Origin of the sequence: Nocardia sp. NBC_00881, assembly GCF_045207455.1 — a bacterium.
Lineage (GTDB): Bacteria > Actinomycetota > Actinomycetes > Mycobacteriales > Mycobacteriaceae > Nocardia.
In genome coordinates, this window is sequence record NZ_CP108798.1 from 6928544 (window position 1) to 6952251 (window position 23708).

22 protein-coding genes are annotated in these 23708 nt (G+C 67.7%); 17 read left to right on the forward strand and 5 right to left on the reverse strand.

What is annotated here, in order from left to right; all coding sequences use genetic code 11:
- Positions 1-77 precede the first annotated feature (77 nt).
- Positions 78-1454, forward strand: a complete 1377-nt coding sequence (gene glmM, locus OH799_RS29105) for a phosphoglucosamine mutase (RefSeq protein WP_406270555.1) — start codon at positions 78-80, stop codon at positions 1452-1454.
- A 505-nt stretch (positions 1455-1959) separates the two neighbouring features.
- Here glmM and OH799_RS29110 read toward each other — a convergent pair.
- A complete protein-coding gene (locus tag OH799_RS29110) occupies positions 1960-3615 on the reverse strand; it encodes an ABC-F family ATP-binding cassette domain-containing protein (protein ID WP_406270558.1) in 1656 nt (551 codons plus the stop codon).
- Between the two features lie 146 nt (positions 3616-3761).
- On the opposite strand from OH799_RS29110, the gene OH799_RS29115 reads away from it, so the two are divergent.
- The 5 genes from OH799_RS29115 (at position 3762) to OH799_RS29135 (ending at position 7127) form a co-directional block, all read left to right on the forward strand.
- Positions 3762-3953 carry a PspC domain-containing protein gene (locus OH799_RS29115; protein ID WP_406270561.1) on the forward strand — a complete coding sequence of 64 codons (192 nt, stop codon included), beginning with the start codon at positions 3762-3764 and terminating at the stop codon, positions 3951-3953.
- A 74-nt stretch (positions 3954-4027) separates the two neighbouring features.
- A complete protein-coding gene (locus OH799_RS29120) occupies positions 4028-4336 on the forward strand; it encodes a DUF6802 family protein (protein ID WP_406270564.1) in 309 nt (102 codons plus the stop codon).
- Positions 4337-4731: 395 nt separating this feature from the next.
- Positions 4732-5043, forward strand: a complete 312-nt coding sequence (locus OH799_RS29125; protein WP_406270567.1) for a hypothetical protein — start codon at positions 4732-4734, stop codon at positions 5041-5043.
- 58 nt (positions 5044-5101) lie between these two features.
- On the forward strand, positions 5102-6727 hold the full coding sequence (locus OH799_RS29130) for a hypothetical protein (RefSeq protein ID WP_406270570.1): 1626 nt from the start codon (positions 5102-5104) through the stop codon (positions 6725-6727).
- A gap of 49 nt (positions 6728-6776) precedes the next feature.
- Complete coding sequence (locus OH799_RS29135; RefSeq protein ID WP_406270573.1) at positions 6777-7127, forward strand: hypothetical protein; 351 nt, start codon at positions 6777-6779, stop codon at positions 7125-7127.
- Between the two features lie 10 nt (positions 7128-7137).
- On the opposite strand, the gene OH799_RS29140 is transcribed toward OH799_RS29135, so the two are convergent.
- Positions 7138-7995, reverse strand: coding sequence for a dienelactone hydrolase family protein (locus tag OH799_RS29140; protein WP_406270575.1), 858 nt, complete (start codon positions 7993-7995; stop codon positions 7138-7140).
- Positions 7996-8031: 36 nt separating this feature from the next.
- Between OH799_RS29140 and glmS the strand changes: the two genes are divergently transcribed.
- The gene (glmS, locus tag OH799_RS29145; protein ID WP_406270578.1) at positions 8032-9915 is read left to right on the forward strand and encodes a glutamine--fructose-6-phosphate transaminase (isomerizing); all 1884 of its coding nucleotides are present in this window, start codon (positions 8032-8034) and stop codon (positions 9913-9915) included.
- Positions 9916-10005: 90 nt separating this feature from the next.
- On the opposite strand, the gene OH799_RS29150 is transcribed toward glmS, so the two are convergent.
- Complete coding sequence (locus OH799_RS29150) at positions 10006-11202, reverse strand: MFS transporter (protein WP_406270581.1); 1197 nt, start codon at positions 11200-11202, stop codon at positions 10006-10008.
- A 137-nt stretch (positions 11203-11339) separates the two neighbouring features.
- Here OH799_RS29150 and OH799_RS29155 point away from each other — a divergent pair, with 137 nt between their 5' ends.
- Positions 11340-11831 carry a MarR family winged helix-turn-helix transcriptional regulator gene (locus tag OH799_RS29155; RefSeq protein WP_406270584.1) on the forward strand — a complete coding sequence of 164 codons (492 nt, stop codon included), beginning with the start codon at positions 11340-11342 and terminating at the stop codon, positions 11829-11831.
- A 54-nt stretch (positions 11832-11885) separates the two neighbouring features.
- Here the strand turns inward: OH799_RS29155 and OH799_RS29160 are convergent, their stop codons facing one another.
- Positions 11886-12311, reverse strand: coding sequence for a cupredoxin family copper-binding protein (locus tag OH799_RS29160; RefSeq protein WP_406270587.1), 426 nt, complete (start codon positions 12309-12311; stop codon positions 11886-11888).
- Positions 12312-12481: 170 nt separating this feature from the next.
- Here OH799_RS29160 and OH799_RS29165 point away from each other — a divergent pair, with 170 nt between their 5' ends.
- From OH799_RS29165 to tsaD, 7 genes are all read left to right on the forward strand, one after another.
- A complete protein-coding gene (locus OH799_RS29165; RefSeq protein ID WP_406270590.1) occupies positions 12482-13930 on the forward strand; it encodes an NAD(P)H-hydrate dehydratase in 1449 nt (482 codons plus the stop codon).
- 314 nt (positions 13931-14244) lie between these two features.
- A complete protein-coding gene (gene alr / locus OH799_RS29170; RefSeq protein ID WP_406270592.1) occupies positions 14245-15468 on the forward strand; it encodes an alanine racemase in 1224 nt (407 codons plus the stop codon).
- A complete protein-coding gene (locus OH799_RS29175; protein WP_406270595.1) occupies positions 15465-16553 on the forward strand; it encodes an alpha/beta fold hydrolase in 1089 nt (362 codons plus the stop codon). Before alr ends, OH799_RS29175 begins: the two co-directional genes overlap by 4 nt.
- Complete coding sequence (gene tsaE / locus OH799_RS29180; RefSeq protein WP_406270598.1) at positions 16546-16998, forward strand: tRNA (adenosine(37)-N6)-threonylcarbamoyltransferase complex ATPase subunit type 1 TsaE; 453 nt, start codon at positions 16546-16548, stop codon at positions 16996-16998. The genes OH799_RS29175 and tsaE overlap by 8 nt, the downstream gene beginning before the upstream one ends.
- Positions 16999-17053: 55 nt before the next feature.
- Positions 17054-17773 carry a tRNA (adenosine(37)-N6)-threonylcarbamoyltransferase complex dimerization subunit type 1 TsaB gene (gene tsaB / locus OH799_RS29185; protein ID WP_406270601.1) on the forward strand — a complete coding sequence of 240 codons (720 nt, stop codon included), beginning with the start codon at positions 17054-17056 and terminating at the stop codon, positions 17771-17773.
- A gap of 5 nt (positions 17774-17778) precedes the next feature.
- Positions 17779-18291, forward strand: a complete 513-nt coding sequence (gene rimI / locus OH799_RS29190; RefSeq protein WP_406270604.1) for a ribosomal protein S18-alanine N-acetyltransferase — start codon at positions 17779-17781, stop codon at positions 18289-18291.
- Positions 18288-19331 carry a tRNA (adenosine(37)-N6)-threonylcarbamoyltransferase complex transferase subunit TsaD gene (gene tsaD / locus OH799_RS29195; protein WP_406270607.1) on the forward strand — a complete coding sequence of 348 codons (1044 nt, stop codon included), beginning with the start codon at positions 18288-18290 and terminating at the stop codon, positions 19329-19331. Before rimI ends, tsaD begins: the two co-directional genes overlap by 4 nt.
- Before the next feature lie 180 nt (positions 19332-19511).
- On the opposite strand, the gene OH799_RS29200 is transcribed toward tsaD, so the two are convergent.
- Positions 19512-20906 carry an Hsp70 family protein gene (locus tag OH799_RS29200; protein WP_406270609.1) on the reverse strand — a complete coding sequence of 465 codons (1395 nt, stop codon included), beginning with the start codon at positions 20904-20906 and terminating at the stop codon, positions 19512-19514.
- Positions 20907-21498: 592 nt separating this feature from the next.
- On the opposite strand from OH799_RS29200, the gene groES reads away from it, so the two are divergent.
- Positions 21499-21798, forward strand: a complete 300-nt coding sequence (gene groES / locus OH799_RS29205; RefSeq protein ID WP_014981824.1) for a co-chaperone GroES — start codon at positions 21499-21501, stop codon at positions 21796-21798.
- Between the two features lie 141 nt (positions 21799-21939).
- Positions 21940-23550 carry a chaperonin GroEL gene (gene groL, locus OH799_RS29210; RefSeq protein ID WP_406270612.1) on the forward strand — a complete coding sequence of 537 codons (1611 nt, stop codon included), beginning with the start codon at positions 21940-21942 and terminating at the stop codon, positions 23548-23550.
- Positions 23551-23708: the final 158 nt, after the last annotated feature.

A 23708-nucleotide genomic window follows, 5' to 3' on the forward strand; every position in this document is an offset into this window, starting at 1 on the left:
GGGGCCTTCGTGGTTACACGGGCTGCCGCCTCCGGGCCTGTCGCTCACGCCGCAGATCCACCGATTAGGGGCGAGGTATGGGACGGTTGTTCGGCACCGACGGTGTCCGCGGGCTTGCCAATGAGTCGCTGAGTCCGGAACTCGCGCTGCGCGTTTCGGGTGCGGCCGCGCAGATTCTGAGCCGCGGCAAGAAGCGTGCGCTAGCGGTGGTCGGGCGAGATCCGCGAGCCAGCGGGGAGATGCTGGAGGCCGCCGTGACCGCCGGACTGACAGCGGCGGGAGTGGACGTGCTCTCGCTGGGGGTGCTGCCGACGCCCGCCGTCGCCTACCTGACCGGTCTCTACGACGCCTGCCTCGGCGTAATGATCTCCGCCTCGCACAACCCCATGCCCGACAACGGGATCAAGATCTTCGCCGCGGGCGGGCACAAGCTCGACGACGCGATCGAGGATCGGATCGAGGCGCTCGTCGCCGAAAACGCGCCGTTCCGGCCGACCGGCGCGGGCATCGGGCGGGTGCGCAATGCCTCCGGTGCGCGCGACCACGGGCTGGTCATCCCGGATCTTTACAGTCTCGAGGGCACGCACGAGCGCTACGTCGAGCACCTGGTGGAGGCGACCGCGCAGGACCTGTCCGGGCTGACCGTGGTGGTCGACTGCGCACACGGTGCCGCCGCGGAAGTCGGGCCCGCCGCATACCGAGAGGCGGGGGCGACGGTGATTGCCATCAACGCCGAGCCCGACGGGCTGAACATCAACGACGGCTGCGGCTCGACTCACCTCGACCAAGTCCGTGCGGCCGTGTCGGCGCACGGCGCCGATCTCGGCCTCGCACACGACGGTGACGCCGACCGCTGTCTGGCCGTCGACGCCGAAGGCGCCGTGGTCGACGGCGACGCGATCCTGGCGATTCTGGCGCTGGCCATGCACGAGGCGGGCGAGCTGGCGGACAACACCCTCGTGGCCACCGTCATGAGCAACCTCGGCCTGCACATCGCCATGCGCGCGGCCGGAATCACCGTGCGCACCACCGCGGTCGGTGACCGCTACGTGCTCGAGGAACTGCGGCGCGGCGGGTACACGCTGGGCGGCGAGCAGTCGGGGCATGTGGTGTTCCCGCGCTACGGCACCACCGGGGACGGAATCCTGACCGGACTGCGCCTGATGGCCCGGATGACGCAGACTCAGCGCACCCTCGCCGATCTGGCCGGCGTACTGCAGACCGTGCCACAGGTATTGGTGAACGTGTCGGTGAACGACAAGTCCGTGGTCGCCACCGCGCCCGAGGTGCGCGACGCGGTCCTGCAGGCGGAACGGATTCTCGGCGATTCCGGGCGAGTTCTGCTGCGGCCCAGCGGGACCGAGGAACTGGTGCGGGTGATGGTGGAGGCCACCGACCCGACGCAGGCACGGCAACTGGCGGACGATCTCGCCAAGCGGGTCGGCTCTGTGTAATCGGCCGCGCGGGCGCGGCGTGTTCGCGGCCCCATAGTGGCTCGCGTCCGAGCGACCGCCGCTGGCGACTTCGTCGCGGACGCGCCGGCCACTCGGACGCGAGCCGGGCCGCGAACGGCGAATGCTTGATCTCGCTTCGCTCGGAAGTGGGGGTTCGGCCGATTCTGCTGCGTGGGGCGGCGATCGCAAGTGCTTCGGCTGTGCCTTGGAACTCGGCGTTTGCGGGCTCTGGGCCTCGAGTTCGATTGGCCCGCTGGCGACTGCTTTCGCATGCGCTTCGCTCCGCTCGGGCGGCGAGTCGGGCTGTGTTGGAATGTGCAGCGCTCGAGGCGCTGATTATTTGCGTCCTCTCATGCTTGCGGGGCGGGCGAACGGGCGATGCCAGGTCTCGCTTTGCTCGGAAGCGGGTTGGGCGATGCGGTTGCTTGGGCGGCGGCCACACGTGCTCTCAGTGGTGCATCGGCCTTGCGATGTCGTTCGGGTTCTCGACTGGAGACGACTGTGTTCAGAGCGTCTCGGTGAGCGTGCCCGCTTCCATGTGCCAGCGGCGGGTCGCGTGAACGGTGTCGAGCATGCGGCGGTCGTGAGTGACCAGCAGGAGTGTGCCGGTGAAGGATTCGACGGCCTGCTCCAGTTGTTCGATGGCGGGGAGGTCGAGGTGGTTGGTCGGTTCGTCGAGCACGAGCAGGTTGACGCCGCGGGCCTGGAGCAGTGCGAGGGCGGCGCGGGTGCGTTCGCCGGGAGAAAGGGTGTCGCAGGCGCGCAGTACCTGCGAGCCCCGCAGGCCGAACTTGGCCAGTAGCGTGCGGATCTCGGCGTCCGGCCAGTCCGGCATCTCGGCGCCGAAGGTGTCGGCCAGCGCGACAGTCCCGCGGAACAGGCCGCGCACCTGGTCGACTTCGCCGATCTCGACGCCGGAGCCTAGGCTCGCGGTCCCGCTTTCCGGCGGGATCCTTCCGAGCAGCAACGCAAGTAGCGTGGACTTGCCGGAGCCGTTGGCGCCGGTCAGCACAATGCGATCGGCCCAGTCGATCTGGGTGCTGATCGGCCCGAGGGTGAAAGCGCCGCGCGTGACGGTCGCGTTCGAGAGCATCGCCACCACCGAGCCGCTGCGTGGGGCGGTGGCGATGCTCATCCGCAGCTCCCACTCCTTGCGCGGTTCCTCCACCACCTCCAGCCGTTCGATGCGGCGCTGGGTCTGCCTGGCTTTGGCGGCCTGCTTCTCGGTGGATTCGGCGCGCATCTTGCGGCCTGCCTTGTCCGAGTCCAGCTTCCTGGGGTCGCGCGCCTTGCGGCGGGCGTTGCGAACGCCGTGTTCGAGCCAGTTGCGCTGCATCTGCGCGCGGGACTCCAGGCCCGCCTTGGTGTCCGCGTACTCCTCGTAGGTTTCGCGGGCGTGCTGACGGGCGATCTCCCGCTCCATCAGATACGACTCGTATCCGCCGTCGTACATGCCCACCTGCTGCTGCGTGAGGTCCAGCTCCACGATCCGATTAACGGTGCGCGCCAAGAACTCCCGGTCGTGGCTGATCACCACCAGCGGAACACGGACACCGGTGACGAACTGTTCCAGCTGGGCGAGGCCGTCCAGGTCCAGATCGTTGGTCGGCTCGTCCAGCAGCAGGATATCGAAGCGCGACAACAGGACCGAGGCCAATCCGGCGCGGGCGGCCTGGCCACCGGACAGGCCGGTCATCGGCGTGTCGAGGCCGTTCGGCAGGCTGTCGGCCAAGCCGAGATCGGCCGCCACCTCGTGGGCGCGCTGGTCGAGGTCCGCACCGCCGAGTGCCAGCCAGCGCTCCAGCGCGGGGGAGTATTCGTCCGCGCCGCCCTCGGTGAGTCGTTCGGCGGCCACGTCCATGGTCTGTTGCGCCACGGTGACTCCCGTTCGGCGACCGAGGAACGCGAGCACCGTCTCGCCCGGTACCCGCTCCGGCTCCTGCGCCAGGTAGCCCACTGTGGCGTCCGGCGGGCTCAACGTGATGCTGCCGGTCGGAGCGTGGCGATCGGCAAGCATACGCAGCAGTGTCGACTTGCCCGCACCGTTCACGCCGACCAGACCGATCACGTCACCCGGCGCGAGGGTGAGGTCGAGGTCGGCGAACAGCGTGCGTTCGCCGTGACTCGCGGACAGCCCGCGGGCATGCAGAGTGGTGCTCACCTGGACAAGTCTGCCGTGCTCGGGGTTGAACCCCGAGATCGGGCCCTGGAGAAATCAGGGTTGGTATCGGCCGACGGACCGATGTCGCGGCGGGTGTCGCTCGGCAGAGTGGAGTTCGTAACGATTACCACCAGAGAGGGAAGACAATGACCACCCCTATCCGTCGTTTCGCCCGTTCCACCCACGACAAGTGGATCGCCGGTGTCTGCGGTGGCATCGCCGACTACCTCGGCTGGAACACCAACGTTGTGCGGCTGCTGTTCGTGGTGTCGTGCATGCTGCCCGGCCCGCAGTTCGTCATCTACCTGGTGCTGTGGCTGCTGATGCCCAAAAAGTGACTCGAGCTCGTGCGGGATGACAGGATGGTGCGATGCCGCTCGCGGCACCGCACGAGTCCCGCTGAGGAGGAGTCTTGGTCACCTCGGGCGAATTACCCGGTCTGGATCTACCCGGTATCGACGCGTCCTCGCCATTGGACGGCCTGGGTGCGGTCGAATTGCAGCACCCCACCCAGGACATCGACGGCGACGGCACCCTTGATTCCGTCACCACCACCGGTGACGAGGCGATGCAGGTCTGGACCGACTACGACCACGACGGTTTCGCCGACCACGTCACCGTGGTGGAGAAAGACGGCGACTACACCGCATGGGAGTTCCATCGCCACCCCGACGGCACCTCGGAGTGGCTCCGCACGGACAAGGGCAAGATCGGCAACTGACCCGACACCCGCGCCGCGCGAAGGTAAATACCCCGGGGCATGTCCGGCTCTTCCGGTCGCGGGACGCTCATGTTCTTGTCATGGCGCTGTCTGTCGCATTGCGCTCGCCACTACGGGGGAATGGGACCTTGTAACCGTCGCAGTCCACTACCGACGGTTCGATCCGCTGTGAAGTTCGAGGTGCCGAGACCGACCTTGTTGCCGAGTTCCCATCGACACACCACAGAACTGTGCTGATTGTGGCTGTCGGCCGCGGACAGTAGGTTTCTCGGGACATCGAAATGGAAGTCGTGGAACCGAACGTCGGTGGGTTGCGTCGAAGAAAGTATGGCCGCAGTCGGCGCGAAGCGGTTCGGCGGCCGGCGGGGTGACACTACGAGGACGGAGGGGCGTTCATGGGCGGGTCGGAGATGGTCGGGGTTCGGACGGGGGAGCTCGGTGCGCTGGGTAGCGACTATCGAAGATCAGCGGATGCGGTTCGCGACCAGGCTGAGAGGGTTGCCGACCATATGTTCGGCGACGCCGACGAGGCGGGCCGGAACTACGCGCAGCAGGGCATAGCGGTGCATCAGGGGCTGGAGCGGATCAGTGCGTGGCTGAAGACTTGGAGCGACGCCACCACCGCGACCGCCGATGCGTTCGGTGCGGCGGTTGTGACGTACGCGGAGACCGACCGGCAGCGCGCGGCAGAGACGAACAAGATGTGAGACCGCCGAATGACTCGTGTTTCCACTGACGACACCACACATTCGAGGAGTCGGGATCATGGCCGTTGCCTGGCAGGGTAAGACGATCGACGCCATTCTGGACGAAGGCAGCTACGGGCTGCAGTACTGGATAGAATTCATGCCGCTGTACGAGGCCGCGTTCGGCGGCAATGGCGGCCGGGGGAATCTCGCCAAGCTGCTCGCGATGTACGACGAGCAACGCGGCATGCGGGTGGAAAAGCTGGAGCAGGCGGGGGAAGCGTTGAAAACCGCACTGGCCGAGGTGGATAGCCAGTGGGATGCGCAGCGGAGCTACACAGGTCGTCTCCCCGACCTGTGGCAGGGAGCGGCGGCTGACGCCGCGCTCGACATGCTGAGCAAGCAGTCCGTCTTGGCCGCCGAGGATCGGCAGCTAGCGCAGGCGGCGTGGAAGACGATCGACCCGATGGCGAACTCGCTGCGACAATCCGCCGGTGCGAAAGCCGAGGCCGCACTTGGACTGCTGGAGGATTCGGGGAACGGCAGCAGGGTCGTGAAAATCGACGGCAAGACTCCGGAAGACGTGAAAGTCATTGTCGATGTGCACAGTGCGCACGAGTGGATCAGTGGGAACCAGGTGCGCGACCTCGGCCGGATCTTCCCTACACTCGCCGGGCCCGACTACCAGACCACCCGCAAGCAGAAGCTGACCGGCGTCTACGGCGAAAAGATTCGCAATACCGTCAACGATTGGCTGCAGAATCCCTTCAAACGGGACTTCGATGCGAAACTGACGCGCTACATCGATGTCTGCACACAGACCGATGGTCACTTCAAGCTGCAGTACCAGAACCTGGCCGGTGCGTTGGCGGCGGTGTCCGACCACGCCTACCCGCGCCCGGAGGGGCCGTCGAAGCCATCTTCAGGCAAGCCGGACAACCAGAGCCAACCTGGTTCCCCTGCGCGGCCCGGCACTCCTGGCACACCGTCGACCCCCACGGTCCCGGCCGGCACCACGCCGAGCGCAGTCCCCGCCAGCACTGCTCTAACCACGCCGAATACTCCGACAACGCTGGCCCCCAAGATGCCGTCACTGGACGGCCTGGCCGCACTCAACCAGCTGGCGAAGGAATTCTCGCCGCTGACAACGGGTCTCACCCAGGCAGTCAACCAAGGCGTCACCGCACTGACCGGATCCATCAAGAGTGGAATCGACGGCGCGATCGAAAAGCTCAGAGAAAGCATCGATCCGAAGAACGCCGACACCGACGACCCGGACAAGAAGGACCGGGACGGCAAGCCGAAGGCCGAGTTCGATATCGCAGGAAAACATGTGAAGTTCGAGATGGGGCCGGATGGCCAGGTGAAACTTGTGCTGTCCGACGCGGAGGGCAGGCAGCAGGAGTTCGATCTCGAGCTGGACGAGCATGGGGTACCGGTCATCTCGATGCATGAGCCGAAAGAGCCCGCGCCTCCCGCCGAGACTCCGGCTCCCGAAACGCCAGGGAAGGACAAGCCGGTCGACACCACACCGGTCCCTGAACCGAACATCGGCCAGCCGGGCGTGCCGACCGGAACTCCTCCGACCACACGACGCGAAGAAGACGGCGAGCATTGGCCGAATCCCATCCCGGAGCAGGGCGAACCGGAATCCGAGAGCCCATTCGACAGTGGCGCAGAATTGGCCGAGGCAGGACCGCTGTGACCCCGGACATGGGAGGTGCGGCCGTGCATGGTCCGCGAGGACAAGCCGTATGGTGAACTATGCCGAGGAGGCGAGGCGACTCGCCGAGGAGAACCAGCGACGGATGGCGATCCTGATCGATGAACTTCAGGAGATCAACGAGCAGACCGCGGCGAAGGGCCGCGAATTCGCCGAGCACCTGGCGGCCGATATGGATCGGTTTTGGCAGGAGCACGCCGCCGAGCTAGAGCAATCTCGTGCCGAGGACGAGGCGAAAGAGCAGCTGGAAGCCGAAGCGCGCGAACACCGTGAAGCCGTTGCGCGGTCGATGACCGCCCGTCGGGCGAATCAGACCGTCGGGCCGGTCGACGACGAGGACGAAGACGCGAAGTTCTATCAGCGCCAGAGTTGGCTGATCTGATCCGCGCTGATCATCGTCGGAGCAGCGCGGCCAACTGGCCGACTTTCAGCTTCGGCGGTTCCTCCTCGCGGGGCGCGTCGGGGTCTATGACCTTGGTGTGCGGAATGGTCTCCTCGGGGTCGGCGAAGGAGCGGTAGGCCTTGTCGCCCGCCAGCGTGGCGAGCAGATAGCCGGCCAGCAACGCGCGGGTGGTGCGGGCTGTTTTCGGTTCGTGCTTGCCCGCCCCGACCGCCGAGAGAACGCGGCGGCCCTCGATGATGCCGTTGTGCGAAGCCCCGTCGATGGCGCGCAGGATCGCCCTGCCGCCCCACGCGGTGGCCAGCGGGATGGCGTTGGAGCTGACCGAGGTGATGTCGGTGGCTCCCGCCAGGATCAGCGCAGGGACGTCGAGGTCAGGCGCGAGGGTTTCGGCGGACGGCGCCGTCGGCGCGGGGAAGAGAGCAGCGATGGCGGCGACCTGACGCTGGGCGGCGGCGATGACGGCGGCACCCGCACCCATGCCGTGCCCGACCAGGGCGAGGCGTTCGGGGTGCACGCTGATATCGCCGTCCCCGAGCCGGACGCCGGTGCAGATGTCGAGCGTGGTGAGCAGATCGGCGGCTAGGCCGAGATGCGACGGGATCGGCCCGCGCTCGGTGTCCGGGGCGGCGGCCACAATCCCCCAGGAAGCGAGATGTTCGAGCAGGCCACGATACTGCGCGACACCGGTCAGCCAGCCGTGTCCGAACGCGACAGCAGGCAGGTTCAACCCGGACTCGGGCGTGCACACCACCCCGGGCTGGCCTGCGATGGCCAGATTGCCGCGCAGCACCCGGTGCGGGCCGCGGCTGGTCAGGGTGCTCAGAAGCGATTTCACAGACGCCGACACGACGTGAACGTTATCCGATAAGTAGTGTGGGGAGCCATGTGCGGAATCGTGGGGTACGTCGGGTACCGAGACGCGCTCGGCGTCGTCGTTGACGCGTTGCGCCGCATGGAATATCGCGGCTACGACTCCGCGGGTGTGGCAATCCTGGACGGTGCGGGGGCGCTGGCCGTGGAACGCAAAGCTGGTCGACTGGCCAATTTGGAGGCCGAGCTGTCGGAAGCCGAAGTCGACCGCTTCGTGGGCACCACCGGCATGGGACACACCCGTTGGGCGACGCACGGCGCGCCGACCGACCGCAACGCGCATCCGCACCGCGACGACAGCGGCAAGGTCGCAGTGGTGCACAACGGCATCATCGAGAACTTCGCACCGCTGCGTCGTGAGCTGGAGGATGCCGGGGTCGAGCTGCGCAGCGACACCGACACCGAGGTCGCCGTGCATCTGGTGGCTCGCGCCTACGCCGCAGGCCCGACCGCGGGCGACTTCGCTGCCAGCGCGCTGGCTGTGCTCCGACGGCTGGAGGGTGCGTTCACGCTGGTTTTCACGCATGCCGACCACCCGGACACGATCGTGGCCGCGCGGCGCTCCACACCATTGGTGGTCGGTGTCGGCAAGGGCGAGATGTTCATCGCCTCCGATGTCACGGCGTTCATCGAGCACACCCGCGAGGCGGTCGAACTCGGCCAGGACCAAGCAGTGGTGATCACCTCGGACAGCTACCTGGTCACCGACTTCGCGGGCGACGACGCGGGGCCGCGTACCCGCCCGTTCACGATCGACTGGGATCTGGCGGCCGCGGAGAAGGGGGGCCACGACTACTTCATGCTCAAGGAGATCGAGGAGCAGCCCGCCGCCGTCGCCGACACCCTGATCGGCCATTTCAGCACTGATCAGGATGGTTCCGGCCGGATTGTGCTGGACGAGCAGCGCCTGGCCGACCAAGAGCTGCGCGACTTCGACAAGGTGTTCGTCGTCGCCTGCGGCAGTGCCTATCACTCCGGTCTGCTGGCCAAGTACGCGATCGAGCACTGGACCCGGCTGCCCGTCGAGGTGGAGCTGGCCAGCGAATTCCGATACCGTGATCCGGTTCTGGACCGTTCCACGCTGGTGGTGGCGATCTCCCAATCCGGCGAGACCGCCGACACGCTGGAGGCCGTGCGCCACGCCAAGGAGCAGAAGGCGCGCGTCCTGGCGATCTGCAACACCAACGGCGCGCAGATCCCCCGCGAGTCCGACGCGGTTCTCTACACCAGGGCGGGGCCGGAGATCGGCGTCGCCTCCACCAAGGCGTTCCTGGCTCAGGTGACGGCGAACTACCTGGTCGGGCTGGCCTTGGCGCAGGCGCGCGGCACCAAATACCCGGATGAGGTCGCGCGCGAGTTCGCCGAACTCGAGGCGATGCCGCGGCTGGTGGAGCGGGTGCTGGAGACGGCGCCGCAGGTGCGGACCATCGCGCGCGAGCTGGCGCACGTTCCGACCGTGCTGTTCCTCGGTCGTCATGTCGGCTACCCGGTGGCGCTGGAGGGTGCGCTCAAGCTCAAGGAGCTGGCGTACATGCACGCCGAGGGTTTCGCGGCGGGTGAACTCAAGCACGGCCCGATCGCGCTGATCGAGGACGAGCTGCCGGTGATCGTGGTGATGCCTTCCCCGAAGGGCCGCGCGGTGCTGCACTCCAAGCTGCTGAGCAACATTCGCGAGATCCAGGCCCGCGGCGCACGCACCATCGTGATCGCGGAGGAAGGCGACGACACGGTCCGTCCATTCGCCGACGACCTCATCGAAATTCCCACGGCCCCAACCCTTTTCCAGCCACTCCTGTCGACGGTTCCGCTGCAGATCTTCGCCGCCGAAGTGGCGCAGGCCCGGGGCTACGACGTCGACAAACCCCGCAACCTCGCAAAGTCGGTCACAGTCGAATAACCCACCCGCTACAACGACGAGTGGCACATTGTTGCGCGAAATACCGCAATGGTGTGCCACTCGACGTTTGTGGCGTGCAGCTCGGGTAGGTCACACTCGGGCCGGGACGAAAGGTTCGGTCGGAGTGGTCGGTTCAGTCGTCGTGGTGCGGCGCTCGAGGGTGCCGGAGAGGACGGCAAGGCCGAGGGCGACCAGCACCAGGGCGACGCCCACCCAGTTGGGGGCGGTGTAGCCGAAGCCTGCGGTGATAACCAGCCCGCCGAGCCAGGCGGAGAGGGCGTTGCCGAGGTTGAAGGCGCCGATGTTGACGGCGGAGGCCAAAGTGGGTGCGCCCGCCGCTTGGTCGAGCACGCGTTTCTGCAGCGGTGGGACGGTGGCGAAGCCGAGCGCACCGATCACAACGACGGTGATCGCGGCCGCGATCTTGTTGTGCGCCGTGACGGTGAACAATGCGAGCACGATCGCGAGCCCGCCGAGGGTGAGGTACAGCATCGGCATCAGGTGGCGGTCGGCGAACTTGCCGCCGATCAGATTGCCCGCGAAGAAGCCGAGACCGAACAGCACGAGCAACCAGGTGACCGAGCTGTCCGCGTAGCCGGTGACCTCCGTCATCATGGGCGCGAGATAGGTGATCGCGGCGAACACGCCGCCGAAACCGAGCACCGTCATCGCCATCGCGAGCAGTACCTGCGGGTTGCGGAACACCGCTAGCTCGTTGCGCAGCCGGGCTTCTCGCGGTGTAACTTGCTCCGGCACCAGCACGCCGACGCCGATCAGTCCGATCAGGCCGACCAACGCGACGAACAGAAACGTCAGCCGCCAGCCGAAGTGCTGGCCGAGCAGCGTCCCGAGCGGCACACCGACCACGGTGGCGACGGTCAGGCCGGTAAACATGATCGCGATCGCGCCGGCGCGCCGGTCGGGGCGGACTACGTTCCCCGCGACGACCGCGCCGATACCGAAGAACGCGCCATGTGCCAGGGAAGCCACGACCCGACCGGTCAGCATCGTCTCGAAAGTAGGTGCGAGAGCGGACAATACGTTACCCACGACCAGAAGCGCCAGCATGCCGAGGAGCATGCGCTTGCGCGAAACCCGGGTGCCGAGGCCGGTCATCAGCGGCGCGCCCACCACTACGCCGAGCGCGTATCCCGTGACCAGCAGGCCTGCGGTGGGGATGGACACCGTGTAGGTGTCGGCGATGTCGGGCAGCAAGCCGACGACGACGAATTCCGTAGTACCGATTCCGAATGCCCCGAGTGTCAGGGCGAGGAGTGCGAGCGGCATGAGAGAGTCTCCACTTGGTTGCACCTGATTCTTACAGGCGGCAACAATAATTGCAGACGCCTTATAATTGCAAGCGCGGGCTATTGTGAAACCCATCTATCCTGAAGGGAACGATCCCCGATGCCGAAGGAAACGCCATGACCGCGGATGCCGCACTGACCGGCTTGGCCGATGGTTGGTACGCACTGTCGCTGCTGCACGACCGGATCGAGGCACATATCGAACGCGCCCTGCAATCCGGCCATGACCTGAGCGTGCGCGAGTACTCGCTGCTCGTCGTCCTCAGCCGTCAGCACGACGGGCCGGGAGGTCACTTGCGGATGAACCAGGTCGCCGATGCCGTGGTACTGAGCCAGAGCGCCACCACCCGCCTGGTCTCCCGGCTCGAAGACCGCGGCCTGCTCCAGCGCTACCTCTGCCCGGACGACCGTCGAGGTATCTACACCGACGTGACTCCTGCGGGACTCGCTCTTCTCGAACAGGCACGCCCCACGCACGACGCCGCCCTCGCCGGCGCGCTCGGGCAAGCCGCCGCGGACCCCGAACTGGCTCCACTCGTCGCCACCGTCGAAGCACTGAACACCAGCTCGGCCCGCGGCGCCCGCACCCGCGATTACCGCCCGGTCTGAGCCGTACGCAAGGTCTGAACCACACCTGGCCCGGCTCGGTCGAACGCGAGCTTCCTACTCGACGGTGACCGTGCCGCGCATCTCCGGGTGCAGCGAGCAGAGGTAGCGGAAGGTGCCGGGGGAAGTGAAGGTGTAGCTCCACTCGCCTTTGTCGAAGATGGGGCTGTTGATGCCCATCGCCTTGTCGCCGATGCCCTGCACGGTGTGCGGCACCTTGTCGTCGAACTTCCAGGTGACCGTGTCGCCGACCTCGACGGTGACCTCGCCGGGCGAGAACTTCATATCATCGACCGCGATGGTGGCGGCGGCCTTGTGCACGCTTGCCTGCTGGGAGGTCGTGGTGGCCGCGCGGGGAGGTCTCTTCGTGGTCGTGGTGGCCGAGCCGGAATCTCCGCCACCGCATCCGGACAGCACCAGCGCACCGATAACGAATCCCGTGACAACCCACGTGGGCCTTGTGCGACGGCGGACGATTGGCATGATGGCCAAGCGTAGTCTGCCGCCGTCGCGAGCCCATGTGGTGGCGCGGCGGCATTCCGATCGGCTCGGCGCCGAGTCGGTGGGTGTCAGGATGGGCAGGAAGTGCCCATAACGACGAATCGGCCCATGACCATCGGCTCGGCACGGGCAAGACCGACGGAGGGAATGCGATGTCCACGCAGCGGGGCTATTTCACCGCCGACGAAGTGCGCGCGGCCGAGGCCGAGCTGTTCACCCTGGTTCCGGACGGTGTCCCCATGCGGCGCGCGGCGCATGGTTTGGCCACGGTCGTCGCGGCGGAACTGCGGTCGCGCACCGGTGGTATCGCGGGACGTGCGGTGACGCTCCTGGTCGGATCCGGCGACAACGGTGGCGACGTGCTCTGGGCCGGTTCGATGCTGCGCCGCCGAGGTGTCGCGGTGACCGCGGTGCTGTTGAACCCGGATCGGGCCCATGCGAAAGGCCTTGCCGCGCTGCGCAAGACCGGTGGCCGGGTGCGGGACGAAATCGGCGATCCGGACCTGGTGATCGACGGTATCGTGGGCATCTCCGGTCACGGTGCGCTACGCCCGCGCGCCGCGGAACTCGTTGCGGCGTTGGATGCTCCGATTATCGCGGCCGACCTGCCGAGCGGCGTCGACCCGGACACCGGCGCGGTCGAAGGCCCCGCCGTGCGCGCCGAGGTCACGGTCGCCTTCGGCGCCTATAAACCGGTGCACGCACTCGCCGCGCCGCATTGCGGACGAATCGTCCTGGTCCCCATCGGTTTACGTCTCCAAGAACCGAATCTCGCCGCGCTGGAGCCCGCATCGATCGGCGTCGCATGGCCGGTACCGGGTCCGGCCGACGACAAGTACACACAGGGCGTCACCGGCGTCTGCGCGGGCAGCGAGACGTATCCGGGCGCGGCGGTGCTGTGTACGGGCGCCGCCGTCGCCGCGACCTCTGGCATGGTCCGTTATGCCGGAACCGGCGCGGCCGAGGTGCTGCGTCACTTCCCGGAAGTGATCGCGACCCCGCATGTTTCCGGGACCGGCCGGGTCCAGTCCTGGGTTTTCGGTCCCGGTGCCGGCACCGATAGCGACGCTAGGAAGCGCCTCGCCGAAATCTTGTCCACCGACCTCCCGGTCGTCGTCGACGCCGATGGCCTGACTTTGCTCGCCGCCGAGCCGACGCTGGTTCGCGATCGCCCGGCCCCAACTGTGCTGACGCCGCACGCGGGGGAGTTCGCCCGCCTCACCGGCCACGAGGTGGGCAAGGACCGGGTGGCCGCAGTCCGCGACCTCGCCGACTCCTGGCGGGTCACCGTGCTGTTGAAGGGCCGTGCCACGCTGGTCGCCACCCCGGGGCACGCCGTTCTGGTCAACGAGGCGGGCGGATCCTGGGCCGCCACCGCGGGCGCGGGCGACGTGCTCTCGGGCATCATCGGCGCTCTCCTCGCCGCGGGCCGCGACCCCGCCTGGTCCGCCGCCGCGGCGGCTCGCGCCCACTCCCTCGCCGCCGACCTCGCCGCCAACGAGAACCATTCCATCGGCGCTCCCACCTCGGCAATGCCGCTGCTCGATCACGTCCGTCCGTCCATCCGCGTCCTCCGCACCCTGGCTCTTCCGCAATCGTGAACCGGGTCGTCACCCCCCCGCATGATCGAGCTGATCCGGCCTGTCGACCGGAGGCCGCCGATCGGCTGGTCGTCATCACACCAACAGGGCCTGACGCCCACCGCGCTTCCAGGGACCGCCACACGAACTGGCTGCAACCAGAGCCCAGCGCGCCAATACACTCGACCGAAACAAACGCGACAACTGATTCCGAAAGCACATGGGTAACTCGTCGGGTACGTCCAGAACTGAAGCGGTCCCAACGCAGGACCTGAACGAAAATCCCGTGTCACCCGACTGGTACGGCTTGAAGATCCGGAGAGGTGGGGGAGCACATGGGTAACTCATCGGGTACGTCCAGAACTGAAGCGATCCCAGCGCAGGACCAGAACGAAATTCCCGCGGCACCCGACTCGTACGGCCTGAAGTCCGGGAGAGGCGGGGGAGCGCAGGTCGAGACGGTCATCGATCTGGATGCCATCGCTCACAATGTGCGGATCCTGCGGGAACACGCAGGCGATGCCGCGGTGATGGCGGTGGTGAAGGCGGACGGCTACAACCACGGCGCAGTCGAGGTCGCGCGCGCGGCGCTGGCGGCGGGGGCCGTCGAGCTGGGGGTCACCACCGTGGCCGAGGCGGTGCGGTTGCGCACGGCCGGGATCACTGCCCCGATCCTGTGCTGGCTGAACAACTCCGACGCAGATTTCGCGACCGCGATCGGCGCCGATATCGAGATAGGCATCTCCTCGCTCGCCCATCTGCGCGCGGTCGAGGCGGCAGCTCGCAGCACGGGCAGCACCGCCACGGTCACGATGAAGGTGGACACCGGTCTGAACCGCAACGGTGTATCGCCGATCGAATACCCTCAGGTCCTGACTGCCCTGCGCGCTCTGGTCGATGAGCAGGCGGTGCGCTTCCGCGCGATCTTCTCCCATCTCGCGCACGCCGACGAACCGGAGCATTCCAACAACGACGTGCAGCGTGCCCGGTTCCTGGAGGCGATCGCCGCGGCCGAGGAGCACGGGCTCGAACCCGAGCTGGTGCATCTCGCCAATTCGGCCGCCACCCTGACCCGCTCCGACCTGGCCTTCGACATGGTTCGTCCAGGCATCGCCATCTACGGCCTGTCCCCGGTAACCGACCTCGGCGACTTCGGTCTACGTCCGGCCATGACTTTCCAGGCCAGGGTCGCCCTGGTCAAGGAGGTGGCGGCGGGGGAGGGCGTCTCGTACGGGCACCAGTGGACAGCGCCGCGCGACACCACCGTGGCGCTGATCCCCGCGGGCTACGCCGACGGCGTGTTCCGCCCCTTGAGCGGACGTTTCGACGTCTGGCTCGGCGGCGCGCGCCGCAGGAACGTCGGCCGGGTATGCATGGACCAGTTCGTCGTCGATCTCGGCGACGACGCTGCGGGCGTCCGCGAGGGTGATACCGCGGTACTGTTCGGCGCGGAACCGCACGCCCAGGACTGGGCGGACTTGCTCGGCACCATCCATTACGAGGTGGTGTGTTCGCCCCGTGGCCGGGTCGCCAGACGTTTCACCGGCGGTGCCCGATGAAACGCCAACTGGTCACCCCGGTGCGCGGTGGGCTGGCCACCGTCGGCTTGGTCGGCGCATTGGCCGGCGCGCACGCGCTGCGCCGTGCCGGTGCGCGGGTGCTGTGGCCCGCGCGTCGTGACGAATACCGCGACGAGAATTTCGCGCTCCTGGACGGGGACCGCCCCGGCGCGGTGTTCGCCGAGGATGGCGTTCGACTGGCCACTCGCGAATGCGGTCCGCCGGATGCGCCGGTCACGGTGATTTTCGTGCACGGTTTCTGCAACAGCATGGAGTCTTTCCATTTCCAGCGCCGGGACCTGGAAAAGCGCTGGGGAGCACAGGTGCGCATGGTGCTGTTCGATCTGCGCGGACACGGCCGCTCCGGTACGCCGAGCACCGCCAGCTGCACCGTTGCCCAGCTCGGGCGCGACATCGTCACCGTGCTGGAGTCCACCGCCGCGACCGGACCCGTCGTGCTGGTCGGGCATTCGCTGGGTGGGATGGCGGTGCTTGCCGCGGCCGCGCGGTACCCGGAGTTGTTCGCGGCCAGGGTGATCGGGATCGCACTGTTCTGCACCGCCGCCGCCGAGGTCACTTCGGCGGGCATCGGACAGCTGCTGCGCAACCCCGCGATCGACGGCTTCCGGCTGGCCGTGCGCACCGCGCCCGCACTCGTGCAAGTGGGCCGCACCACCGCGCGCCACGTGATTACACCGATCTTGCACGTCAGCGCCTTTCACGGCCATGTGAGTCCGACCTTGTCGCGCTACTCGACGATGATGATCGATCAGACGCCGGTCGAGACCATAGTGAGCTTCCTCGAGGCGATCGAGCTGCACGACGAATCGGCGGCGTTGCCTACGTTGGCGGACACGCCGGTCCTGGTGCTCGGCGGCGCACACGATCTGGTGATTCCTTGGCGCAATTCCCGCGCTCTCGCCGACGCGCTGCCGAACAGCGAACTGGTCTTGCTTCCGGGTGCGGCGCACATGCCGCAGCTGCAGTACCCGGAGATCGTCAACGCCGCACTCGACCGGTTGCTCCTGCGGGCGGGCGCGGTCGAACCGGCGCCGCTGAGCGCACCGGAGGTGTCCGGTGGCTGAACGGCGGCAACGGATTCTGCCTACCGTCGACGACACCGAGGCACTCGGCCGGGAACTGGCCAGAGACCTGCACGCCGGTGACCTGGTGGTGCTGGACGGCCCGCTCGGTGCGGGCAAGACCGCACTCACCCGTGGCATCGCCGCAGGCCTCGGTGTGCAGGGCCGGGTCAGCTCACCGACGTTCATCATCGCCCGCCAGCACCGCGCCGGGCATCGCGAGGGCGCTCCCGCGGTGCCGATGGTGCACGTGGACGCGTATCGGCTCGGCGGCGACCTGGACGAGCTGGACGCGCTCGATCTGGACACCGATCTGCATCAGGCGGTGGTCGTTGTGGAGTGGGGCCGTGGGGTGGTGGAGCACCTCACGGATCGGCACCTGCGCGTGCTGCTTTCGCGCGAACCGGATTCGGATGTGCGCACCGCGATCTGGGAATGGGTGAATTAACTGTCAGATAGCTACGTGCCGGTGGCAACTACCAAGCGGTATCGTTAGGCCAATCATGCTTGTACTAGCCGTCGACACCGCGACACCCGCCGTCACAGCGGGACTGGTGGAACTGGAGCAAGGCGCCGATCCGGCCATCCCTGCCCAGACGCGCATTGTCGCCTCCCGGGTGCGGGTCGACCCGCGCGCGCATGCCGAGGTGCTCACCCCACAGATCCTCGAATGCCTCACCGAGGCAGGTCGTTCCAGGACCGACATCGCCGCGCTCGTGGTCGGCGTCGGTCCTGGTCCGTTCACCGGCCTCCGAGTCGGCATGGCGACGGCGGCCGCATTCGGTGACGCGCTCGGCATTCCGGTCTACGGCGTGTGCAGTCTCGACGCGATCGCCGCCGACGCGGCGATCGATCTCGCCCAGCGCCCCGAGGCGGCCGTGCTCCCGCCGACCAGCGAGCTGCTGGTGGTGACCGACGCCCGCCGACGCGAGGTGTATTGGGCGCGATATCGCGAAGGTGCCCGCGTGGCGGGGCCGGAGGTGTGCAAGCCCGCCGACCTCGACGCAAACCAGGCCACGGCGATCGCCGGATCCGCGTCGCATGTCGACTTCTTCGATCTCCCCGTGCTTCCGGCCGAGACCCCCTCGCCCGTCGGGCTGGTGCGGGTCGCGGCGGCAGAGGTGCTCGCCCGCACCGTGCCCGAGCCTTTGGTCCCGCTGTATTTGCGCAGGCCGGACGCCGTCGAGAACGCCTACCGCGCCCTCGACCGGACGGGAGCGTGACGCGGGTGGGTTTCCGGATCGAGCCGATGGTGGCTGCGGACATCGAGCGCTGTGTCGAATTGGAGCAGCTGCTGTTCCCCGAGGACGACCCATGGCACGCGATCGCGTTCCAGTCGGAGCTGGCCGGCCAGCACAACCGCTATATCACCGCTCAGGACGACGACGGGCGAATGGTCGGCTATGCGGGGATAGCCCTGCTTGGTGATGCCGAACACCCCGAGGCCGAGGTGCACACCATCGGTGTCGACCCCGGCTGTCATCGCGCGGGCATCGGCACGTTGCTGCTCGAGGCGCTGCTCGCCGAGGCGGGCAGCCGCGGCGGACCGGTGTTCCTCGAGGTTCGCACCGACAACGCGCCCGCGATCGGGCTGTATGCCAAGCACGGCTTCCACATCATCGGGTTGCGCAAGAACTACTACCACCCCAGCGGTGCGGACGCGTACACGATGCGCCGTCCCGCGCTCACCGACGAGGACCGGGAGTGGCGAGCGAGCAAACCGGATGAGGTGCTCTCGTGATCGTCATGGGGATCGAGAGTTCCTGCGACGAAACCGGTGTCGGCATCGTCCGAAGGGACTCTGACGGCACCTGCGAACTTCTCGCGGACGAGGTCGCCTCCAGTGTCGACCAGCACGCACGCTTCGGCGGCGTTGTGCCCGAAATCGCCTCGCGCGCACATCTCGAGGCGATCGTGCCTGCCATGCGGCGCGCGCTGTCCGCGGCGGGTATCGCGAAGCCGGATGCGCTGGCCGTGACGATCGGGCCAGGTCTGGCCGGTGCGCTACTCGTCGGTGTCGCGGCGGCGAAAGCGTATGCGGGGGCATGGGATGTGCCGTTCTACGCACTCAACCACCTCGGTGGGCATGTCGCGGTGGACACCCTCGAACACGGTCCTATGCCGCCTTGTGTCGCGCTGCTGGTGTCCGGTGGGCATACGCATTTGCTGCATGTCACGGACCTGGCCGAGCCGATCATGGAACTGGGCAGCACCGTCGACGACGCGGCGGGGGAGGCGTTCGACAAGGTCGCGCGCCTGCTCGGGCTCGGCTTTCCCGGTGGTCCCGCACTCGATGCCGCCGCGGTGACCGGTAATCCGCGCGCGATCACGTTCCCGCGCGGCATGACCGGGCCGCGTGACCCGCGCTACGATTTCTCCTTCTCCGGTCTCAAGACCGCGGTCGCCCGCTATGTGGAGGCAGCGCAGCGCGACGGCATCGGTGCGGAGGACCTGCCGATCTCGGACATCGCGGCGTCGTTCCAGGAGTCGGTCGCGGACGTGCTCACCATGAAGGCCGTGCGTGCGGCCAAGGACATCGGTGTCGGCACGCTGGTGCTCGGCGGCGGCGCGACGGCCAACTCGCGGATCCGCTCGATGGCCGAGGAGCGATGCGCGGCGGCCGGTTTGACCCTTCGCGTGCCCAAGCCCCGGCTGTGCACGGACAACGGGGTGATGATCGCCGCGCTCGGCGCCCATGTGATCGCGGGCGGCGCGGCGCCGTCGCCGCTGACGGTGGCCACCGATCCGGGTCTGCCGGTGTCGGTCAGCTCGGTCCGGTAACCCGATCCGGGCTCTGCGAACTCTGTCCGATTTGCTGGGCTCGCCGCCGAAACCGAGTTCGCGCGCGAGGAGAACGGGATACCCGCCCGTGCGGGCGCCGGGTCGCGTGCGGCTCGTGCTGGGTGCCCGGCTCGCGTGCGGGCCTGGATGGTGTGCGGGCCTGGTTGGTGTACGGCTCTGCTACTGGCCGGACGAACCTCCCTGCGCCGACCTCGGATGGCCGAACAGTGGGCCGAGCAGTTCGGGGAACGGAATCGGCGGGAGGTTCGGATCCGGACGCAGCGTGGGCTGCGCCGGTGTGGTCGCCTGAGTTGTGGACGGAATGCCGGTCGGGCTCGGCTGCGCGCTGTCCGGGGTCGGTCCGGCGCTGTCGCCGGGCCGGCTGGTGCTTTCCTGGTTCCGGCCTCCAGGGGTGGGTCCCGCTCCGTTCGGCGGCAGTATCGGCGGCGTAGGCAGCTGCGGGGCCGTACTCGTCGTTCCTGCGGGGGAGACCTCGTCGTCCGACGTGGGCGAGAACGTCTTCACGCCGTAGCCGATGATCAGGCCGACGACCACGATCGCGCCCGCGAGCGTGCCGACCACCTTGGCGAACGTCCCGGCGGGTGCATCGCTGCCGAGCGCGCCGACCGGAAACACCGAGGGCTGCACCGAATCGGCCACCAGCGCCGCGCCTTTGGCGGTTACGGCCTCCGGATCGGGCACGGTGAACACCGGCATGTTCAGCGTGCCGGTAAGCGTGTTCAGCGCGGCGGGGATGTTGGCTCCGCCGCCGATCAACGCGACTGCCTGCGGGAGCTTCGGCGCCCGCGCGCACACCGCCGCGACGAACACGGCCATGTCGCGCAGTAGGTCGGCGATCAGCACCTCGAAGTCGGCCTTGGTCAGCTTCAGCGGACGTCCGGCGACGTGGTCGATGGTGACGGCGGGCGCGATCGACAGGTGCTCCTTGGCCGCGCGGCCCCGGTTGGTCAGCCTGCCGCGGTTCGGGCGGGTGCCGCGCCGGGCGAAGTGCTGGTCCACCAGATGGTGGTAGACGAGGTCGTCGATGGCTTTGCCGCTGATGGTCGCGGTCCGATCGGACCGGAGCATGGCGTCGTCGGCCAAGTCGGCGATGGTGACGGTGAGCCCGGACGCGCCGAGGTCGACGATGGCGACGGTGTCGTAGCGGTCGAGCAGGCCGGTGTGCCGCAGATAGGTCAGCGCTGCGGTGCCCTCCGGGATCAGCCGTAGCTCGCGCTGCTTACCGGTTGCCGAGCGGATGGCCTGTGCCTGCTCCCTGGTGCGGTAGGCGACGGCCACGCTGGTGGGCGGCCGGCTGGTGGCGGACACGTGCCCGCGCTGCGTGCCCGCGCTGCGTGCCCCGAGCGGATGGATGACCTCGCGCGGCGGCTGGGTGGTCGGCAGCTGAGTGGTCATCAGTTCGATCGAGGACGCCACCAGGTCGCCGAGATCGGAATTGGCCGCGTCGGCGGAGACGACGCGGTAGTCGAAGCTCTGCGCGCCGTTCGGCGCGGTAGCGACCAGCGCCGAGCACACGACCTCTGCCCCGGCCGAAATGCCCAGGGACGTTCGCATGTTCACCTCCCTTCGAGCGGATGGTCGTGGTGTCGTCGACCATCTCGAATGAACTGCCGGACCGTTGTATGGATGACGCACGACCCGAACCGGGGATAGGACAGGCCCCTTGTCCGGGTGGGTCTCGGGGACCGGCCATGAATCACGTCTGGCTTGCTCTCTGGTGAAGCTGTGGTGGAACGATTGTTCTGTGACGCTGTCTATTCCGATGACGCTGCGGTACCCCTGAGTACCCCTGAATAGCCCTGCGTAGCCTCGGCGGCGCCGAGGCGCCGGACAGCGACCGTCGTCAATAGTGTCACAATCCGTTATCCGAACGTTACAGATTTCCTGAACCAATAGGAAGTCCCGACCATCATGGGCGAGCCGTCCGCAAACTTGGCACCGCCCGCCCTTGAGCGCTGGCACTCTCATGTATAGAGTGCTAGTCGGCACTGTGTGTAGTGCGTGTGCCAGCAGTTTGACTACTGAGCAGGGGTCCCGGCACCCGCGACGACGGGGCTATGCGCAGGCGTCAGCATCGTGACCGAACCGACGAGTCCGGAACAACAGTTCCGGACGACCGAAATCCCCTGAAAGTGGAGGGCTCAACGTGGCGAGCGTGAACATCAAGCCGCTCGAGGACAAGATCCTCGTCCAGGCCAACGAGGCCGAGACGACGACGGCCTCCGGCCTGGTCATCCCCGACACGGCGAAGGAGAAGCCGCAGGAGGGCACCGTCATCGCCGTCGGCGAGGGACGCGTCACCGACAAGGGCGACCGCATCCCGGTCGATGTCAAGGAGGGTGACACCGTTATCTACAGCAAGTACGGCGGCACCGAGATCAAGTACCAGGGCGAGGAATACCTCATCCTGTCGGCGCGCGACGTGCTGGCCGTCGTCACCAAGTAGCCGATCAGGCACGAATGCGTTCCGCCCCGGTGTCTCTCTCGACCCGGGGCGGAGTGCGTTGGCTAGCGCCTTCGGCGTATTGCCTGGCGTGGTTTCGGTAACCACCCGGAGCGCCGTGAACCCGATACAGGAGCAAAATACATGGCAAAGCAGATCGAGTTCGACGAGAAGGCTCGTCGAGCTCTGGAACGCGGTGTCGACAAGCTCGCCGACGCCGTGAAGGTCACCCTCGGCCCGCGCGGCCGCCACGTCGTGCTGGCGAAGGCCTTCGGCGGCCCGACCGTGACCAACGACGGCGTCACCATCGCGCGCGACATCGAGCTGGAAGACCCGTTCGAGAACCTCGGCGCACAGCTGGTCAAGAGCGTCGCCACCAAGACCAACGACGTCGCGGGCGACGGGACGACCACCGCCACCGTGCTGGCTCAGGCGCTGGTCCGGGCCGGGCTGAAGAATGTGGCGGCCGGCGCAAATCCGATCTCGATCGGCTCCGGCATCGCCAAGGCCGCCGACGCGGTCTCCGAGGCGTTGCTCGCGCAGGCCACCCCGGTCTCGGGCGAGCAGGCGATCGCACAGGTCGCCACCGTGTCCTCGCGCGACGAGGAGATCGGCGAGATGGTCGGCAAGGCGCTGACCACCGTCGGCAAGGACGGGGTCGTCACCGTCGAGGAGTCCTCGACATTGCAGACCGAGCTGGTGGTCACCGAGGGCGTCCAGTTCGACAAGGGCTACCTCTCGCCCTACTTCGTCACCGACGCCGACAGCCAGCAGGCCGTCTTGGAGGACGCGTTCGTCCTGCTGCACCGCGAGAAGATCAGCTCGCTTCCGGACTTCCTCCCGCTGCTGGAGAAGATTGCCGAGAGCGGCAAGGCCGTCCTGATCATCGCCGAGGACGTCGAGGGCGAGGCGCTGTCCACCTTGGTGGTCAACGCGATTCGTAAGACGATCAAGGCCGTCGCGGTGAAGGCGCCGTTCTTCGGCGACCGCCGCAAGGCGTTCCTCGACGATCTTGCCGTGGTCACCGCGGGCACCGTGATCAACCCCGATCTCGGCATCTCACTGCGCGAGGCGGGCATCGACGTGCTGGGTAAGGCCCGTCGCGTGGTGGTCACCAAGGACGACACCACCGTCATCGATGGTGCGGGCACCGCGGAGGACATCGCAGCGCGCAGCGCGCAACTGCGCGGCGAGATCGAGGCCACCGATTCCGACTGGGACCGGGAGAAGCTCGAGGAGCGGCTGGCCAAACTGTCCGGCGGCGTCGCGGTGATCAAGGTCGGCGCGGCCACCGAGACCGCGCTCAAGGAGCGCAAGTACCGCGTCGAAGACGCGGTGAGCGCGGCCAAGGCCGCCGTCGAGGAGGGCATCGTGCCCGGTGGCGGCACCGCGCTGGTGCAGGCGAGCGCCAAGCTGGTCGAGCTGCGCGACTCGCTGTCCGGCGACGAGGCCGTCGGCGTCGAGGTGGTGCGCACCGCGCTGCGTGCGCCGTTGTACTGGATCGCCACCAACGCGGGGTTGGATGGGGCTGTGGTGGTCAGCAGGGTAACCGAGGGCAAAGAGGGCTTCAACGCCGCCACGCTCAGCTATGGTGATCTGCTCACCGACGGTGTCGTCGACCCGGTGAAGGTAACCCGCTCGGCTGTTGTCAACGCGGCTTCGGTCGCCAGGATGGTGCTCACCACCGAGAGCGCTGTGGTCGACAAGCCTGCCGAGGAGCAGCACGATCACAGTCATCACGGACACGCGCACTGACTCCGTCGCCGCTCGGATAACGCAGGACGACGATAACGCAGGACGACAAGGCCCTCGGACCGCATCTTGGCCCGGGGGCCCTTGTCTGTGCACTCGACAACCCGAAGTCGCTACCTCGACCTGTGACTCGGTGAGTACCGGGTATTCCGAAGCTCGAC

Coding starts and splice junctions, on each gene's coding strand:
- glmM (WP_406270555.1), top strand. CDS start 78: ATGGGACGGTTGTTCGGCACCGACGGTGTCCGCGGGCTTGCCAATGAG.
- OH799_RS29115 (WP_406270561.1), top strand. CDS start 3,762: ATGACCACCCCTATCCGTCGTTTCGCCCGTTCCACCCACGACAAGTGG.
- OH799_RS29125 (WP_406270567.1), top strand. CDS start 4,732: ATGGGCGGGTCGGAGATGGTCGGGGTTCGGACGGGGGAGCTCGGTGCG.
- OH799_RS29130 (WP_406270570.1), top strand. CDS start 5,102: ATGGCCGTTGCCTGGCAGGGTAAGACGATCGACGCCATTCTGGACGAA.
- OH799_RS29135 (WP_406270573.1), top strand. CDS start 6,777: ATGGTGAACTATGCCGAGGAGGCGAGGCGACTCGCCGAGGAGAACCAG.
- glmS (WP_406270578.1), top strand. CDS start 8,032: ATGTGCGGAATCGTGGGGTACGTCGGGTACCGAGACGCGCTCGGCGTC.
- OH799_RS29150 (WP_406270581.1), bottom strand. CDS start 11,202: ATGCCGCTCGCACTCCTCGCCCTGACACTCGGGGCATTCGGAATCGGT.
- OH799_RS29155 (WP_406270584.1), top strand. CDS start 11,340: ATGACCGCGGATGCCGCACTGACCGGCTTGGCCGATGGTTGGTACGCA.
- OH799_RS29160 (WP_406270587.1), bottom strand. CDS start 12,311: ATGCCAATCGTCCGCCGTCGCACAAGGCCCACGTGGGTTGTCACGGGA.
- OH799_RS29165 (WP_406270590.1), top strand. CDS start 12,482: ATGTCCACGCAGCGGGGCTATTTCACCGCCGACGAAGTGCGCGCGGCC.
- alr (WP_406270592.1), top strand. CDS start 14,245: ATGGGTAACTCATCGGGTACGTCCAGAACTGAAGCGATCCCAGCGCAG.
- OH799_RS29175 (WP_406270595.1), top strand. CDS start 15,465: ATGAAACGCCAACTGGTCACCCCGGTGCGCGGTGGGCTGGCCACCGTC.
- tsaB (WP_406270601.1), top strand. CDS start 17,054: ATGCTTGTACTAGCCGTCGACACCGCGACACCCGCCGTCACAGCGGGA.
- OH799_RS29200 (WP_406270609.1), bottom strand. CDS start 20,906: ATGCGAACGTCCCTGGGCATTTCGGCCGGGGCAGAGGTCGTGTGCTCG.
- groL (WP_406270612.1), top strand. CDS start 21,940: ATGGCAAAGCAGATCGAGTTCGACGAGAAGGCTCGTCGAGCTCTGGAA.